The sequence below is a fragment of the Nitrospirota bacterium genome (assembly GCA_016219645.1).
In the GTDB taxonomy this organism is placed as follows: Bacteria; Nitrospirota; Nitrospiria; order Nitrospirales; family Nitrospiraceae; genus Palsa-1315.
In genome coordinates this window covers 2,552-14,808 of sequence record JACRLR010000010.1, presented here as the reverse complement: position 1 = coordinate 14,808, position 12,257 = coordinate 2,552, and the positions used below count along the sequence as shown (strand labels likewise).

Genomic DNA, 12,257 nt, shown 5'->3' with positions numbered 1-12,257 from the left:
GCCTATATACCTAACTTAGTTGTGGAAACCAGCAGAATCAGATAAGTTTTCCGCATCTGGTTCATCTGGTCTCCCTTGTTATCCGACTCTCAACCAAATAGACCAGACAGACGAGATAGACAAGACAGACTAGATAGACCAGAACGACCAGATAGACAAGATAGACCAGACAGACCCGATTGAAACAGGGCGCGATTCCTCAGAAATCGGGGAGGGGGCTCATTCTTCTTTCTTGTGATTTCGCAATATCCTTGTTACTGTATGCGCACGAATGGTGAGCAGCCCGTGAGGCACGTATGACGACCGAGACCGGACACCTTAAACTCACGTATGAAGACTACCGACTCATTCCTGATGACGGGAAACGTCATGAGTTGATCGAAGGAGAACATTGCATGTCCCCTTCGCCTAACATCAAACATCAACGTATTTCGGGAAGACTGTTCGCTGCGCTGTATAACTTTCTCCAGCAACATCCTTTAGGAGAAGTTTTCGACGCTCCGTGCGATGTCGTTCTTTCGGATTTTGATGTGGTTCAACCCGATCTGATTTTTGTAACGCACGCGCAAAGATCGATCATTACAGAAGCGAACATTCGTGGCGTCCCTGCACTGCTCGTTGAAATCCTTTCCGAAGGGAATCGAAAACTGGACGAGACGATTAAGCGGCAGCGCTATGCGCATTATGCCGTTCCTGAATATTGGATCATCGACCCGGAACTCGATCTGGTCAAAATCTACCGATTCACCGCTGACCGATATGGTCAGGCTATTATCCTGACTAACCTCCAACATTCTTCTCCCCACTTGCCACTCACCACTTACTACTCACCAATTTTCAGCCCTCCAACCCCTCATTCATAATTCCTCATTCCACATTCCTAATTCAGAACTCCTCCCCCTGCTCAACCTTAGCCTCAACCTTAACCTCTCCTCCTGCCTCCAACCTCAGACCTCCAACTTCCCCCCCCAACTTGAACCCTGCACCTTGGAGTTTGAACCTTGCCGACCCAACCTCTTCTGGAAGTGTTGAAGTAATCCTATGGTGTCAGACAGGCGTTACCATGCTAGAATTGGACGGCCCGCACTGAGAGTTAGCCCCAAACGGGCCCTGTGACCGTTCCTTATGTAAGGAATGAACAGGCATCCGACTAATTGGAGGAAAAGTTATGAACTATGAAGAGTATATTGTGCGAGATGCCACAATTTGCGGCGGGGAGCCTGTGGTCAAGGGCACACGGGTGACCGTGCGCACAATCCTAGCGAGCCTGGCCGAGGGGGCAACCATCCAAGATATTCTTGATGATTTTCCCACCTTGACGGAGCGTGCTGTCGGTGCGGTGATTGCCTTCGCCGCTTCTTCCGCTGAAGAGGATTTGCCTTTTCCGAGCATCCCCCATATTGCATGAAGATCAAACTGGACGAGAACCTCCCGGTCCGGTTGGTCCGACTGCTGGCTGAGCTGGGACATGATACTGACTCGGTTCCGCAAGAAGGGTTGACGGGCAGACCGGACAGCGACATCTGGAAGGCTGCCCAGACTACCAAGCGTTTCCTGATCATGCAGGATTTAGACTTTTCCGACGTCCGCCGCTATGCCCCGGGAACACATCATGGACTTTTGCTGGTTCGACTTCGTGCACCAGGCCGGGACGCCCTCGCCAGACGAGTTCAGGCGGCCTTTCAGACGGAGCCCGTCGAATCCTGGAAACGCGCCTTTATTGTCATTACTGATCATAAACTTCGAATCCGTCGCCTCAAGGTGGAAGACCAGTAGCCAAAGCTCCGTCCTTTTCCCTCCCCCATATCCCCTAAATCCTGACTGCCTCCCTCCCTTCCCCCCTTAACCTCAACCTTGTTAACCTTCCGACCCGCCTCCAACCTCCAACGCTCTTCGCCACTAACCACTTACTACTCACCAATTTTCAGCCCCTCAACCTTGACCTTTCCCAATCGCCCCAACCTTGCGGCTCACCACTTACGACTCGCCAGATCCTCCACCCACACCAATCGCTGATCAAAGACCCCACCGGTTAATGCCTTGTAGAATTTCCGGTCGGCGGTGATCAATCGCCCATCGATGGCCTCGGCGAGGGCAAGATAGAGACAATCGTACAGACTTTGCTGCGTATCCAGCGCCAGGTCGTAGGCGGCAGGGAACAGTCGTTGATCGGCATGTCGCTGAAATGGAAGATGTGGCAACTCTTTGAGAATGGTTCTGCCATTCTCCCGGGATAGTTCCCCTCGTCTAATCTTTTTGGCGATGACGTTGCCGAGTTCCATGGTAATGAAGGCTGGAACATGAAGCAGCTGGCGTAATCGCGTGGCCTGGAGTGCGGCTTCAGAATGGATTTCAGGAATGAACCACTTGATCGCCACACTGGCATCTACAACATAGCCGCTCACCGGTCGCGGTCCTCGCGGATGAGATCAGCGCTATCGCTGAATGCCACGCGTGACTTTTTCAATCGCTTGCGAAATCCCTCGATTCGTTTCCAGGCTGCCTCGTAGTCCGGCACCGCGTCTTCCAGAATCGTCTTCACTTCAGATTGCAGGGAGCGGCCATGCTCCTTCGCCCGCTTCTTCAGACGAACGACTACCTTGCTGTCGAGTTGCCGAACAAGCACCTGTGCCATATGCGCCTCCTGGTTCTGACATCGCAACGATAGCAGAATGATAGCATTTGAAAAGTACGCGGTCAACATCACACAAGACCAAGCTGCCTCCATGCCCTTGCCCGCCTCCAACCTCCAACTTTCCTCCCCCTTCAGTCATCAGCCTTCAGCCTCGACCTCTTTCGCTCAACCTTAACCTCAACCTTTCTTCACGCCTCCATCCTCCAACACTTCCCCGCTCAACCTCAGCCTCAGCCTCAACCTTTCTTCCTACCTCCATCCTCCAACATTCCCATCCCTCAGCCTCAACCTTTCTTCACGCCTCCATCCTCCCACCTCCAACGGCTCCGCCTCAACCTTTCTTCCTGCCCCCCCACTCACCACTTACCACTTCCTACTCGCTAGTTAAATTTCGTGGTTGACATCTTGTCACACAAGTAGATATACGTGTGCCGTCTTGTGGGGCAGAGTCGATCTTTAAGACAGCGATAGTAAGCAAAGGAGGACCTATGAGTACGCTAGGGCGGTGTCTACGAAGCCTCGGAATCACGGTCGGTCTCCTTCTTTGTGTCGGCATTGCCACCTCTCCAGCCTCGGCTGCGCCGGTGACCTTTGAATTTCATGGACTGGTGGTTGAAATTGGCACGAACGTGGTGGACTCACGCTACACCTTTTTATCACCACTCCATGGGTTTTATACGTTTGAATCAACCACTTCAGAATCTGGTGACAGTGGTAACTACCCCGACGCGATCTCAGTGCCCAGTGGTCTGAATTTCACCCTTGGTACCTACTCCAGTACGCAGAGCTCGGACCCCCCGAATCAAATTAGCGTGGGTAATAATACGCCACTTGATAGCTACCATGTGGAGTCGGGGATTACGGGAGGAGGACCAGTGAACATCACCACCCCCCGCGATCCTGTCTCATTTGAATTCACTCTGACCGGCCCCACAAGCATATTTGCCGACAATTCCTTGCCGGCGACGGCACCGGACGTGAGTTCCTTTATTCACGGCAATGCATTCCGCGTAACCTTCGAGGGCGGGGCAAACTCGCATGTCACCGGTATAATCACTTCGCTCACAACAGTTCCGCTGCCGCCAGCTGTGCTCCTCTTCGGTGCAGGATTAGTAGCCCTGATTGGTCTTGGCGCCAGAAACTGGCAGCAGCGGAAAACGGTTTGAGCTGGAGGCTGCTGGGAAGGTTGAGGCTAGATACCCGCGCGACAAGCGGGGCAGGGGAGACGGGGGCAAGTTCTGAGTTCTGGGTTCTGAGTTATAAGATTCCGATCCACGACCTCGGACCTTGCAACTTGGACCTTGAGACTTTACGTCCCACTCTCTAATTCCACATTCCACATTCCTAATTCAGCACTCGCCCTCACTGTAGGCTAGCGTATGACCGGCAGCCAGATGATTATGTCCCTGAGATTGCGATCGCGGCAGCGAATCGCAAGGTGGCGAAACCGACGGATCAACTCCGGTAATGGAAGTTCTTTGGAAAGGATCATGCCGGTATGCGAACGACCGACTTCTTGCCAGCGCGTCGCAAGGGACAGGAAGTCCTTGCAGTTGAAGGTCACCAGAGATCGCTGCTCCTGCGTGGCAAACATGAGCTGTTCCTCATCAGAAAGGCCTCGGTTTCCGGCATCTCGAGTTGTCAGACAATCGATCCCATGCTCTGCAAGAGCAGTGGCGAGGGGCACTGGAACATTTTCGTCGAAGTACAGCCGCATTGTCTGGCAAAGGGCCTGAGTTTACAGGAACGGATTAGGCGAGAGACGGAGCCGGTGGTTCGAGGGCGGCATTCGCAGCAATCTCGGCATCGATCTCCTCTCGATTATCGTAGTAATAAGAAAGCGCGTCGTAGATGGCGGCGAGGCTCAGTTGAGGATAGTAACCGAGCAACGCTTCGGGAGCTGTACCGTGGTGCAGAACATAGACAGCGATGGTCCTCACGGGAATTCGTGATCCCTCAATGCGTGGACTTCCCCCACACAGATGGGCATCGCTGACAATGTGAGGATGTAGCACTCGTGGCATCGCATGTAGTCTAGCCGAATCGTTGTAGATGAGCAAGAATCCTTTCCCTTAACCTTCCCCATACGCCTCCACCCTCTAACCTCCACCCTCCAACATTTCCCCACGCCTCCAACCCCTCATTCATAATTCCACATTCCTCATTCCTAATTCGGAACTCCCAGCCTCCCCCCACTCACCACTTACCACTAGTGTCCGGTAGAAAACGGGCTTCGATCACGGGAAGCCAATGGCAGCACGGCGTTTCATTGATATCATGGTGTCTCCGATTTGAAAACGAACTGAAAATCTGCTTCTTTGCAAATCAACCGGTTACGGCTACATAAATGACGCTTTTCGATTCTGCCGGACACTACTGACCACTTACCACTCGCGACCTCACACCTCCACCCTCCAACATTCTTCCCCCTCAGCCTTTCACCTCTTGCCACTCGCTACTCACTACTTACCAGTCACCGCCTTGTCCGTCAGAAGCCATCGCAGGCTGTTCAGAAAGGCCGTCCAGCAAGGCCGCAGCAAGCGACGAGGCGAAGCGTACTCTCTGCAGTACGTTGAGCCTCTGAGCGCCGCGAGAACGCCGCTGGCGGACTTTGTCAACAGCCTGCTAGAGACACCAGAGAGACGAGACAGACCAGAGAGACAAGCTGGGACGGCTACGCACGAGGGGACATGGGCGGGTGCAAGGCCTATCGCGTAACAGTGGCGCGCTGTGCAAAGTCAAGCAACGACCCCATGTATTGTCAGCTCCTTCCCAAACCGCCTCTAACATTCCTCTTCCCCGCTCAACCTTAACCTCAACCTCTCTTCAGGCCTCTAACCTCCAACACTCCCCCTCCCTCCCCCTTAACCTCAGCCTCAACCTGAACCTTCCCAACCCGCCTCCAACCTCATACCTCTAACCTCCAGCGCTCTTTCCTCCCACCGCCCCCAACCTTGCGCGAAACCTCATGATGGAGTAAAAATGCTCATTCTCAATCTCCATGCAAGTGATCACATGGGATGTGTGACCGATAGTGATAGTCGTGTGCTGGTGCCGGCGGCAAGCATCAACGCCCCAGACACAGTCTTCGTTCAACGGAGGGAACCATTATGAAAAGAGCAGTGGCCACAGCAGAAGTGTTCATGACGGCATTTGAGGCCTTGCCGAAATCCGGGCGAGACGTGATTATGCAGCGACTCTTCGCCGACCCGGCGTTGAAGGAAGACCTCATCGACGTGGTCAAATGGTATGAGCGTCGCGCAGAGCGAGCTATTCCGTACAATCGTATTCGTCAACGGCTCAAGAAGGTTGGCCGTCTAATGGCGTGGGGGAAACCATGAAACAGTTGGATCGGATCACAATGGACTCTGCGGTGATGGGAGGGAAGCCCTGTATTCGGGGCATGCGGGTGACTGTCGGCACAATAGTGGGCTTGATGGCATCGGGAAAGGCTCTTGAGGAAGTGCTGGCAGCCTATCCCTACATTGAGCGGGAAGATGTGTTGCAGGCCCTCACATACGCGGCATGGCGATCGGAGGAAAAGGACCTTCCCCTGGTGTCCTGATGAAGTTTCTGATCGACATGAATCTCTCACCGGACTGGATCGACGTGCTAACCGCGGAAGGGTGGGAAGCCGTGCACTGGTCGACCGTCGGTACTCATCGCGCAACTGACGAGTCCATCATGGCCTGGGCCAGAGAGCATGCATATGTGGTGGTGACGCACGATCTTGATTTCTCTGCATTACTGGCGGCAACACAGGCGGTCGGCCCCAGTGTCATCCAAGTGCGCGCACAGGACGTGCTGCCGGATGGACTTCGAAACGTGCTTATCAATGCAATCAATCAATTCCGCCGCCAACTGGAAGAGGGGGCGCTGATTTCCATTGATCCTCAGCGCGCCAGAGCACGTGTCTTACCATTCGAATAAAAAGGGGACCGCCTCAACCTCTCTTCAAACCGCCTCCAACCTCCAACACTCTTCCCCCCTCAACCTGAATAGAAGCGAGAGAGCAGGGCGTTGCTCCCGGATTGGGATCGTGTTACCATCTCGCGGTGCGGATTATTGCCAAGCGGACTCTTCGAGTATTTTGGGAACAACACCCTCTGGCCAAAGGACCGTTGGAAGCATGGCATCAGGAAGTCACCCGAGCCGACTGGGCTCATCCGTCGGCCGTGAAAGCGCAATTCAGCTCCGCGAGTCTCCTTCGAGATAATCGTGTGGTGTTCAATATCGGGGGAAACAAGTATCGACTTGTGGCGAAACTGAATTATCCATTTCGTATTGTGTATGTCCGCTTTGTCGGCTCGCACCGGGAGTATGACCGGATTGATGTTATCCGTGTATAGGGAGGTGGAACATGATGGATATTCGTCCGGTTAAGTCGGAACGGGACTATGAACGGGCGCTACGGCGAATTCACCAGCTCATGGATGCCAAGCCTGGTTCGAAGGCTGGAGATGAGTTGGACGTGTTGGCCGTCCTGGTTGAAGCCTACGAGGCAAAGCATTACCCGATATGTCCACCGGATCCGATTGAAGCAGTCAAATTCCGGATGGACCAACTTGGGATGACCCGGAAAGATCTCGAAGCGGTCATTGGTGGCCGTGGTCGTGTCTCAGAGGTGCTGGCGAAGAAACGGAGGCTGACGTTGCCGATGATCCGTCGCCTCCATCAGGCGTTACAGATTCCTTTGGAAAGCCTGATCGGCACCGCTGCGTAGAAGAGGGTGAGGCACTCTTTCTTTCTGCCAACCTCTAACCTCCCACCTCCAACATCTTCTCGCTCAACCTCAACCTCAGCCTTAACCTTCCCCACCGCCTCCAACCTTGTGCGAAACCTCATGATGGAGTAAAAATGCTCATTCTCAGCCTCCATGCAAGAGGCCACATGGGATTTGTGACCGATAGTGATGGTCGTGTCCAGGTGCCGGCGGCGAGCATCGACGCCCCAGACACAGTCTTTATTTCAGAAGAAAACGGGGAGGAATGATGGCAATCCCTCGGGTGTATGCCGACACGTCCGTGTTTGGCGGGGTTTTTGACGAAGAGTTTCGCGAAACCAGCAGAACGTTGTTCCGACAAATACGGGACGGAAGATTTTCGTTGGTGACTTCGGCGCTCGTTCAGGAAGAAATTGCTCCTGCACCCCCTGATGTTCAACGATTGTTCGCCGACATGCTTGGGTTCATGGAAGTGGCCGAAATCAATCAATCTGCGCTCGACCTGAGATCGGCGTATGTGGAAGCAGGCGTCGTTGCGCCGAAGTGGGCCGAGGATGCGTTACACGTCGCCATCGCCACCATCGCAGGATGCACCATGATTGTCAGTTGGAACTTTAAGCACATTGTGCATTACGACAAGATTCCCCTGTATAATGCCATCAACGTTCTTAAGGGACATGCTCCGATTTCCATATTCTCGCCCCAGGAGGTAATCGTATATGAAGACCAAGACCTTTGACTGTGTCGAGATGAAGCACCGAGGAGCGGAGCAATTGAAGGAGAAAATCGAACGTTTAACGGTACAACAGGAATTGACGTTTTGGGCGGAGCGATCAAATGAGCTGAAGCAGCGACAGTCAAGCGCCAAGGCCCATAGAGAACCGCCAAGGGACATGCCACTCAAGGCACCTGCTTGATAAGCCCTTCGGAGACGACCATGAAGCGTGCACGGAGCGGGCAGTGAAAACCGAACGGTTAGCGCTCAGTGAGGTATCCATTGGACCCAGATCATGGAGGCATGGCATGAGCACTGCGGCGAAGATCGTTGAACCTCGGGTGATGAGTATCGAAGTCAGCGACGATGAGGTTATCGCGCACTTAGTAGACGGACGGACGATCAGTGTGCCATTGGTCTGGTCATGGCGCTTAGCGGATGCCACCCGGGAGCAGCGACAACACTGGGAGATTCTTGGTGACGGGGAGGGTGTGCGCTGGCCCGATATTGACGAGGATATCAGCGTGGAAGGCATGCTGCACGGGGCCCCAGCCCCTCGTCCCACAACACCCACAAGGTAGCAGCCTGGACGGCTTGCTGCGTGGATGCACACGTTTCTGACAGAGCCGCGTCTCCGTAGCCCCAACCTTCTTCCCCCTCCCTGCTCAACCTCAGCCTTAACCTTCCCAACCCGCCTCCAACTCCTAATTCCACATTCCACATTCCTAATTCAGAACTCCTCCCCCTGCTCAACCTCAACCTTGACCTCAACCTCTCTTCAGACCGCTTCCCCCCTGCATTGGCTTGCTTTGCTTTATAGAGAGGCATACACTTTTCGCTATTCTGGAGGAGGTGATAACTGATGAAACAAACCACAAAGAAAGTTCTGGATGCTGCAATGGAGCTTCCCGAGAAGGAAAAGATTCAGATCGTGGAAGAACTATTGGCGGGGCTTGAGGGAGAAACTGATCCCGAAGCGGAGGCTGCTTGGATTGCAGAGATTGAACGCCGGACTAAAGAAATAGAACGAGGGGAGGCCAAGTCTATTCCCTGGTCAACAGTACGAAAGCTGGCTGCTGAGAGAATTCGTGAAAAACCATGACGTTGTTTTCCATCCCGAGGCCTCTGAGGAATACGCCACGGCGTTGGAATGGTATACAAGGTGCGGCAAGCATCTTGGCCAAAGTTTTGAGCAGGAGATAGAAAGGGCGGTCCAATTAGTCGCTGCCTCGCCGGAACGATGGACAAAATACGGGTCGGCTCACAGGCGAATCTTGGTCCGGCGCTTTCCCTACATTCTCGTTTATCTCTTGAAGGGGGCGAGAGTTTGGATTGTTGCCGTCGCGCATGGGCGTAGAAAACCGGGATATTGGCGAAGCCGGAGAGTACCCACTATTCAGCCGTGAGGCCGTAACAAATCGGCAATTAAATCAGAGACATGTTCGTCAAGGTAGAGATGGCTGATGATATGATCAGGCGTTACAGATTCCTTTGGAAAGCCTGATCGACACGGCTGCGTAGAAGAGGGTGAGGCACTCTTTCTTTCTGCCGGCTCCACCCTCAGACCTCCCACCTCCAACATTCTTCCCCCTCAGCCTTTCCCACCTTCGGCCTTCAGCCTGCACCCCTTCGCCTCCCCTCAACCTCAACCTCTCTTGGTACCGCCTCCAACCTCCCCCCTCCGCCCTCCAACGTTCCTCCCGCTCCCCCCACTCACCACTTACTACTCACCACTTGCCACTCGCGACCTCAACCTCTCTTCCTGCCTCCAACCTCAAACCTCACGCCTCCAACACTCTTTGCCCCAAACCTCCAATCAGTTGTGTTAACCGGCTGATTCAGATAAGTTTTCCCCATAATACCTCTCGTTGGTCTATTTGGTCTGTCTTGTCTGTCTGGTCCATCTTGTCCGTCCTGCCGTCTCGGCTGTTCGGTTGAGAGACCCGGTTAACTAGAGACACCAGAGAGACGAGACAGACCAGAGAGACAAGCTGGGACGGCTACGCACGAGGGGAGATGGGCGGATGCAAGGCCTATCGCGTAACAGTGGCGCGCTGTGCAAAGTCACACAATGACCCCATATCTTTTCGCTGGTTAAAGCCTGTGTTGGACAGCAGTGATCTACAAGCTTCATGAAATCGTCTTGGCATCTTCCACGAGGATCTGTACAATAGCCCCATGTCAAACGACAGTTTACTCACGCGCATCACAGTTGATCCAGAAATTTGCCATGGGAAGCCCTGTATCCGTGGTTTGCGGTATCCCGTCGAAAGCATCCTCGAATACCTAGCCGGGGGCGATTCCGTGGAACGTGTGCTGGCCGAGTTTCCCGATCTGGAACGGGATGATATTCTTGCGTGCCTTGAGTTTTCGCGAAAAATGCTGGCGGCCAAGAGCGTGCATTTGGCATTGACGTGAAATTTCTCGTCGATGCGCATCTCCCGCGTCGGCTCTGTGCCATTCTCGTTCAGCATGGACACGACACGACGCGACGCATACGCTGGATCTCCCGACCGGGAACAAGACGAAGGATTCCATCATCAATCAGGTCTCGGTGCTTGAACAACGGGTGGTTGTTTCAAAGGACTCGGATTTCTTTTATTCGCATGTGCTGCAAGGACGGCCCTGGAAGTTGCTCTTGATCAAGACGGGCAACATCTCTTCTCAAGGCATCTGTGTCTTGTTGGAACGTCACCTGCCAACCAATGAGACTGTGCTCCAAGCCCACACGCTGGTCGAGATCGACCGCTCGGCCGTTACCCTCGTGATGTAGCCGAATTCGCCTCTTTGTTCTCATTCCGTCATCGTCGCGCATGCCCATGCGTGCGCCATCATGTCTTTTCTTCTTCTCTCCCCCGCCTTCCTGCTCAACCTCAACCTCAACCTTAACCTTCCCAATTGCCTCACCCTATCTTCACCACTTGCCACTCGCCACTAACGACTCACCAATTTTCACCCCTCCAACACTCTTCCCCACTCGCTACTCACTACTGTCCACTTACAAGTGACCACTGACTACTACCCCCTCCCCACTCGCGACTTGAGCCTTTCTCGCACGTCCCGCCAGCCTCGCATGCAATTGCCCACCTCCACCTTCATTCTGCTCGCCGTTCGCCTCTCGCGCAATCGGGGGAACAGCGCTTGACGCTATGTGGATGCTATGGCACTGTAGCGCATACGGAGGGCCAGGAGGTCAGGCACCATTTGCGCAAAGCGCCCAGCGGGTCGTTCCGACAAATGATGCCTGACCCCCTTCAATCCAGATGGAGGAGTGAGATGGCAACCAAAATGCTGGACCAGCACATCGAGATTACACCAGGCATCGCGGGAGGGAAGCCTCGTATCGCCGGACATCGCATTACGGTTCAGACTATTGCGATTTGGCATGAGCGGCTCGGCAAGGGGGCAGATGAAATCGCCGATGAATACGACTTGACGCTGGCGGATGTCTACGCCGCACTCGCCTACTATTTTGACCACCGCGCCGAGATCGACCAAACCATCGAAGAAAGTGCCGCTTTTGTGGAAGCATTGCGGCAGCGCAGTCCTTCCAAGCTCCAATTGAAGCTTCAAGAGCCGCTGCGAGATGAGAAAACCGATTAAGTTTTACGTCGATGAGCACGTAGCTACGGCTGTAGTAAAAGGGCTGCGGCAACGTGGCGCCGAGGTGCTCACGGTACTCGATGCCGGCCTACGGAGCGCGTCGGATGAGGACCATCTGGCTCGGGCTCAGACAGGTGGCTATGTCCTCTTCACTCAAGATGACGATTTCTTACGTTTGCATGCCACAGGATACACCCACGCGGGAATCGTGTACGCCCCTCAGGGAACCGCTGTCGGCGACATCATTCGTGGCCTGATGCTTATCCATCAGCTCCTTGAACCAGGAGAGATGCAAGGGCATGTGGAATACTTGTAATAACCCCCAGTCGACTACGGTCCCGCCGGGAATGGGTTGACAGTGGCTCAGCCATTCTGCCTCGCGCAGCACCCTTCAGCCTGTACCCCTTACCCCCATATCCCTCTACCCCCGACTTGGCGCCTCACACCTCTAACCTCCAACACTTCCCACGCCTCAACCTCAACCTTCCCTAATCCGCTTCCAACCCTCCTCCCCCCAACTTGGATCTTGCACCTTGCCCCTTGGACCCTGGCAACCCGCCGCCCCCCCACTTCCCACTTCC

The 12,257-nt window shown here is 54.2% G+C and carries 21 protein-coding genes and 1 pseudogene; 18 read left to right on the top strand and 4 right to left on the bottom strand.

All coding sequences use genetic code 11. From position 1 onward, the window contains the following. Nucleotides 1–296: 296 nt before the first annotated feature. From HZB34_02270 to HZB34_02260, 3 genes are all read left to right on the top strand, one after another. Nucleotides 297–863, top strand: a complete 567-nt coding sequence (locus tag HZB34_02270) for a Uma2 family endonuclease (protein ID MBI5314778.1) — start codon at nt 297–299, stop codon at nt 861–863. A gap of 305 nt (nt 864–1,168) precedes the next feature. Further along, nucleotides 1,169–1,408, top strand: a complete 240-nt coding sequence (locus tag HZB34_02265) for a DUF433 domain-containing protein (GenBank protein MBI5314777.1) — start codon at nt 1,169–1,171, stop codon at nt 1,406–1,408. Beyond that, on the top strand, nt 1,405–1,776 hold the full coding sequence (locus HZB34_02260) for a DUF5615 family PIN-like protein (protein MBI5314776.1): 372 nt from the start codon (nt 1,405–1,407) through the stop codon (nt 1,774–1,776). The genes HZB34_02265 and HZB34_02260 overlap by 4 nt, the downstream gene beginning before the upstream one ends. Before the next feature lie 194 nt (nt 1,777–1,970). Here HZB34_02260 and HZB34_02255 read toward each other — a convergent pair whose 3' ends face one another. Together HZB34_02255 and HZB34_02250 are read right to left on the bottom strand one after the other, a co-directional pair. Next, entirely contained in the window at nt 1,971–2,405 is a 435-nt protein-coding gene (locus tag HZB34_02255) for a type II toxin-antitoxin system VapC family toxin (GenBank protein ID MBI5314775.1), read from the bottom strand. After that, a complete protein-coding gene (locus tag HZB34_02250) occupies nt 2,402–2,635 on the bottom strand; it encodes an Arc family DNA-binding protein (GenBank protein MBI5314774.1) in 234 nt (77 codons plus the stop codon). Before HZB34_02250 ends, HZB34_02255 begins: the two co-directional genes overlap by 4 nt. Nucleotides 2,636–3,123: 488 nt before the next feature. Here HZB34_02250 and HZB34_02245 point away from each other — a divergent pair, with 488 nt between their 5' ends. Further along, the gene (locus tag HZB34_02245) at nt 3,124–3,801 is read left to right on the top strand and encodes a hypothetical protein (protein ID MBI5314773.1); all 678 of its coding nucleotides are present in this window, start codon (nt 3,124–3,126) and stop codon (nt 3,799–3,801) included. Nucleotides 3,802–4,007: 206 nt separating this feature from the next. Here HZB34_02245 and HZB34_02240 read toward each other — a convergent pair whose 3' ends face one another. Then, nucleotides 4,008–4,322: a DUF5615 family PIN-like protein gene (locus HZB34_02240; protein MBI5314772.1), complete on the bottom strand. Its 315-nt coding sequence runs from the start codon at nt 4,320–4,322 to the stop codon at nt 4,008–4,010. Between the two features lie 64 nt (nt 4,323–4,386). Then, entirely contained in the window at nt 4,387–4,695 is a 309-nt protein-coding gene (locus HZB34_02235) for a DUF433 domain-containing protein (protein ID MBI5314771.1), read from the bottom strand. Nucleotides 4,696–5,745: 1,050 nt separating this feature from the next. On the opposite strand from HZB34_02235, the gene HZB34_02230 reads away from it, so the two are divergent. From HZB34_02230 to HZB34_02165, 14 genes and pseudogenes are all read left to right on the top strand, one after another. Beyond that, the gene (locus tag HZB34_02230) at nt 5,746–5,976 is read left to right on the top strand and encodes a hypothetical protein (protein ID MBI5314770.1); all 231 of its coding nucleotides are present in this window, start codon (nt 5,746–5,748) and stop codon (nt 5,974–5,976) included. Further along, complete coding sequence (locus HZB34_02225; GenBank protein MBI5314769.1) at nt 5,973–6,200, top strand: DUF433 domain-containing protein; 228 nt, start codon at nt 5,973–5,975, stop codon at nt 6,198–6,200. The genes HZB34_02230 and HZB34_02225 overlap by 4 nt, the downstream gene beginning before the upstream one ends. Beyond that, nucleotides 6,200–6,565 (top strand): DUF5615 family PIN-like protein, encoded by a 366-nt coding sequence (locus tag HZB34_02220; protein ID MBI5314768.1) that lies wholly within the window; start codon nt 6,200–6,202, stop codon nt 6,563–6,565. The genes HZB34_02225 and HZB34_02220 overlap by 1 nt, the downstream gene beginning before the upstream one ends. Before the next feature lie 125 nt (nt 6,566–6,690). Further along, the gene (locus tag HZB34_02215) at nt 6,691–6,984 is read left to right on the top strand and encodes a type II toxin-antitoxin system HigB family toxin (protein MBI5314767.1); all 294 of its coding nucleotides are present in this window, start codon (nt 6,691–6,693) and stop codon (nt 6,982–6,984) included. A gap of 14 nt (nt 6,985–6,998) precedes the next feature. Continuing rightward, a complete protein-coding gene (locus HZB34_02210) occupies nt 6,999–7,358 on the top strand; it encodes a helix-turn-helix domain-containing protein (GenBank protein MBI5314766.1) in 360 nt (119 codons plus the stop codon). A 274-nt stretch (nt 7,359–7,632) separates the two neighbouring features. Continuing rightward, on the top strand, nt 7,633–8,097 hold the full coding sequence (locus HZB34_02205) for a type II toxin-antitoxin system VapC family toxin (protein ID MBI5314765.1): 465 nt from the start codon (nt 7,633–7,635) through the stop codon (nt 8,095–8,097). Then, nucleotides 8,078–8,275, top strand: coding sequence for a hypothetical protein (locus HZB34_02200; GenBank protein ID MBI5314764.1), 198 nt, complete (start codon nt 8,078–8,080; stop codon nt 8,273–8,275). Before HZB34_02205 ends, HZB34_02200 begins: the two co-directional genes overlap by 20 nt. 106 nt (nt 8,276–8,381) lie before the next feature. Continuing rightward, nucleotides 8,382–8,654 (top strand): DUF2442 domain-containing protein, encoded by a 273-nt coding sequence (locus HZB34_02195; GenBank protein ID MBI5314763.1) that lies wholly within the window; start codon nt 8,382–8,384, stop codon nt 8,652–8,654. Between the two features lie 281 nt (nt 8,655–8,935). Then, the gene (locus HZB34_02190) at nt 8,936–9,175 is read left to right on the top strand and encodes an addiction module protein (protein ID MBI5314762.1); all 240 of its coding nucleotides are present in this window, start codon (nt 8,936–8,938) and stop codon (nt 9,173–9,175) included. Then, nucleotides 9,162–9,479 carry a type II toxin-antitoxin system RelE/ParE family toxin gene (locus HZB34_02185; GenBank protein MBI5314761.1) on the top strand — a complete coding sequence of 106 codons (318 nt, stop codon included), beginning with the start codon at nt 9,162–9,164 and terminating at the stop codon, nt 9,477–9,479. Before HZB34_02190 ends, HZB34_02185 begins: the two co-directional genes overlap by 14 nt. 772 nt (nt 9,480–10,251) lie before the next feature. Next, nucleotides 10,252–10,491: a DUF433 domain-containing protein gene (locus HZB34_02180; protein ID MBI5314760.1), complete on the top strand. Its 240-nt coding sequence runs from the start codon at nt 10,252–10,254 to the stop codon at nt 10,489–10,491. Then, nucleotides 10,488–10,846: pseudogene (locus HZB34_02175) on the top strand (DUF5615 family PIN-like protein). The gene HZB34_02180 and the pseudogene HZB34_02175 overlap by 4 nt, the downstream one beginning before the upstream one ends. A 503-nt stretch (nt 10,847–11,349) precedes the next feature. Next, a complete protein-coding gene (locus tag HZB34_02170) occupies nt 11,350–11,676 on the top strand; it encodes a DUF433 domain-containing protein (GenBank protein MBI5314759.1) in 327 nt (108 codons plus the stop codon). Next, on the top strand, nt 11,660–11,992 hold the full coding sequence (locus HZB34_02165; GenBank protein ID MBI5314758.1) for a DUF5615 family PIN-like protein: 333 nt from the start codon (nt 11,660–11,662) through the stop codon (nt 11,990–11,992). Before HZB34_02170 ends, HZB34_02165 begins: the two co-directional genes overlap by 17 nt. Nucleotides 11,993–12,257 lie beyond the last annotated feature (265 nt).

Excerpts from the sequence above, each read along its gene's own strand:
- HZB34_02270 (MBI5314778.1), top strand. The coding sequence starts at position 297 with ATGACGACCGAGACCGGACACCTTAAACTCACGTATGAAGACTACCGA.
- HZB34_02265 (MBI5314777.1), top strand. The coding sequence starts at position 1,169 with ATGAACTATGAAGAGTATATTGTGCGAGATGCCACAATTTGCGGCGGG.
- HZB34_02260 (MBI5314776.1), top strand. The coding sequence starts at position 1,405 with ATGAAGATCAAACTGGACGAGAACCTCCCGGTCCGGTTGGTCCGACTG.
- HZB34_02250 (MBI5314774.1), bottom strand. The coding sequence starts at position 2,635 with ATGGCACAGGTGCTTGTTCGGCAACTCGACAGCAAGGTAGTCGTTCGT.
- HZB34_02245 (MBI5314773.1), top strand. The coding sequence starts at position 3,124 with ATGAGTACGCTAGGGCGGTGTCTACGAAGCCTCGGAATCACGGTCGGT.
- HZB34_02230 (MBI5314770.1), top strand. The coding sequence starts at position 5,746 with ATGAAAAGAGCAGTGGCCACAGCAGAAGTGTTCATGACGGCATTTGAG.
- HZB34_02225 (MBI5314769.1), top strand. The coding sequence starts at position 5,973 with ATGAAACAGTTGGATCGGATCACAATGGACTCTGCGGTGATGGGAGGG.
- HZB34_02220 (MBI5314768.1), top strand. The coding sequence starts at position 6,200 with ATGAAGTTTCTGATCGACATGAATCTCTCACCGGACTGGATCGACGTG.
- HZB34_02210 (MBI5314766.1), top strand. The coding sequence starts at position 6,999 with ATGGATATTCGTCCGGTTAAGTCGGAACGGGACTATGAACGGGCGCTA.
- HZB34_02200 (MBI5314764.1), top strand. The coding sequence starts at position 8,078 with ATGAAGACCAAGACCTTTGACTGTGTCGAGATGAAGCACCGAGGAGCG.
- HZB34_02195 (MBI5314763.1), top strand. The coding sequence starts at position 8,382 with ATGAGCACTGCGGCGAAGATCGTTGAACCTCGGGTGATGAGTATCGAA.
- HZB34_02190 (MBI5314762.1), top strand. The coding sequence starts at position 8,936 with ATGAAACAAACCACAAAGAAAGTTCTGGATGCTGCAATGGAGCTTCCC.
- HZB34_02180 (MBI5314760.1), top strand. The coding sequence starts at position 10,252 with ATGTCAAACGACAGTTTACTCACGCGCATCACAGTTGATCCAGAAATT.
- HZB34_02170 (MBI5314759.1), top strand. The coding sequence starts at position 11,350 with ATGGCAACCAAAATGCTGGACCAGCACATCGAGATTACACCAGGCATC.
- HZB34_02165 (MBI5314758.1), top strand. The coding sequence starts at position 11,660 with ATGAGAAAACCGATTAAGTTTTACGTCGATGAGCACGTAGCTACGGCT.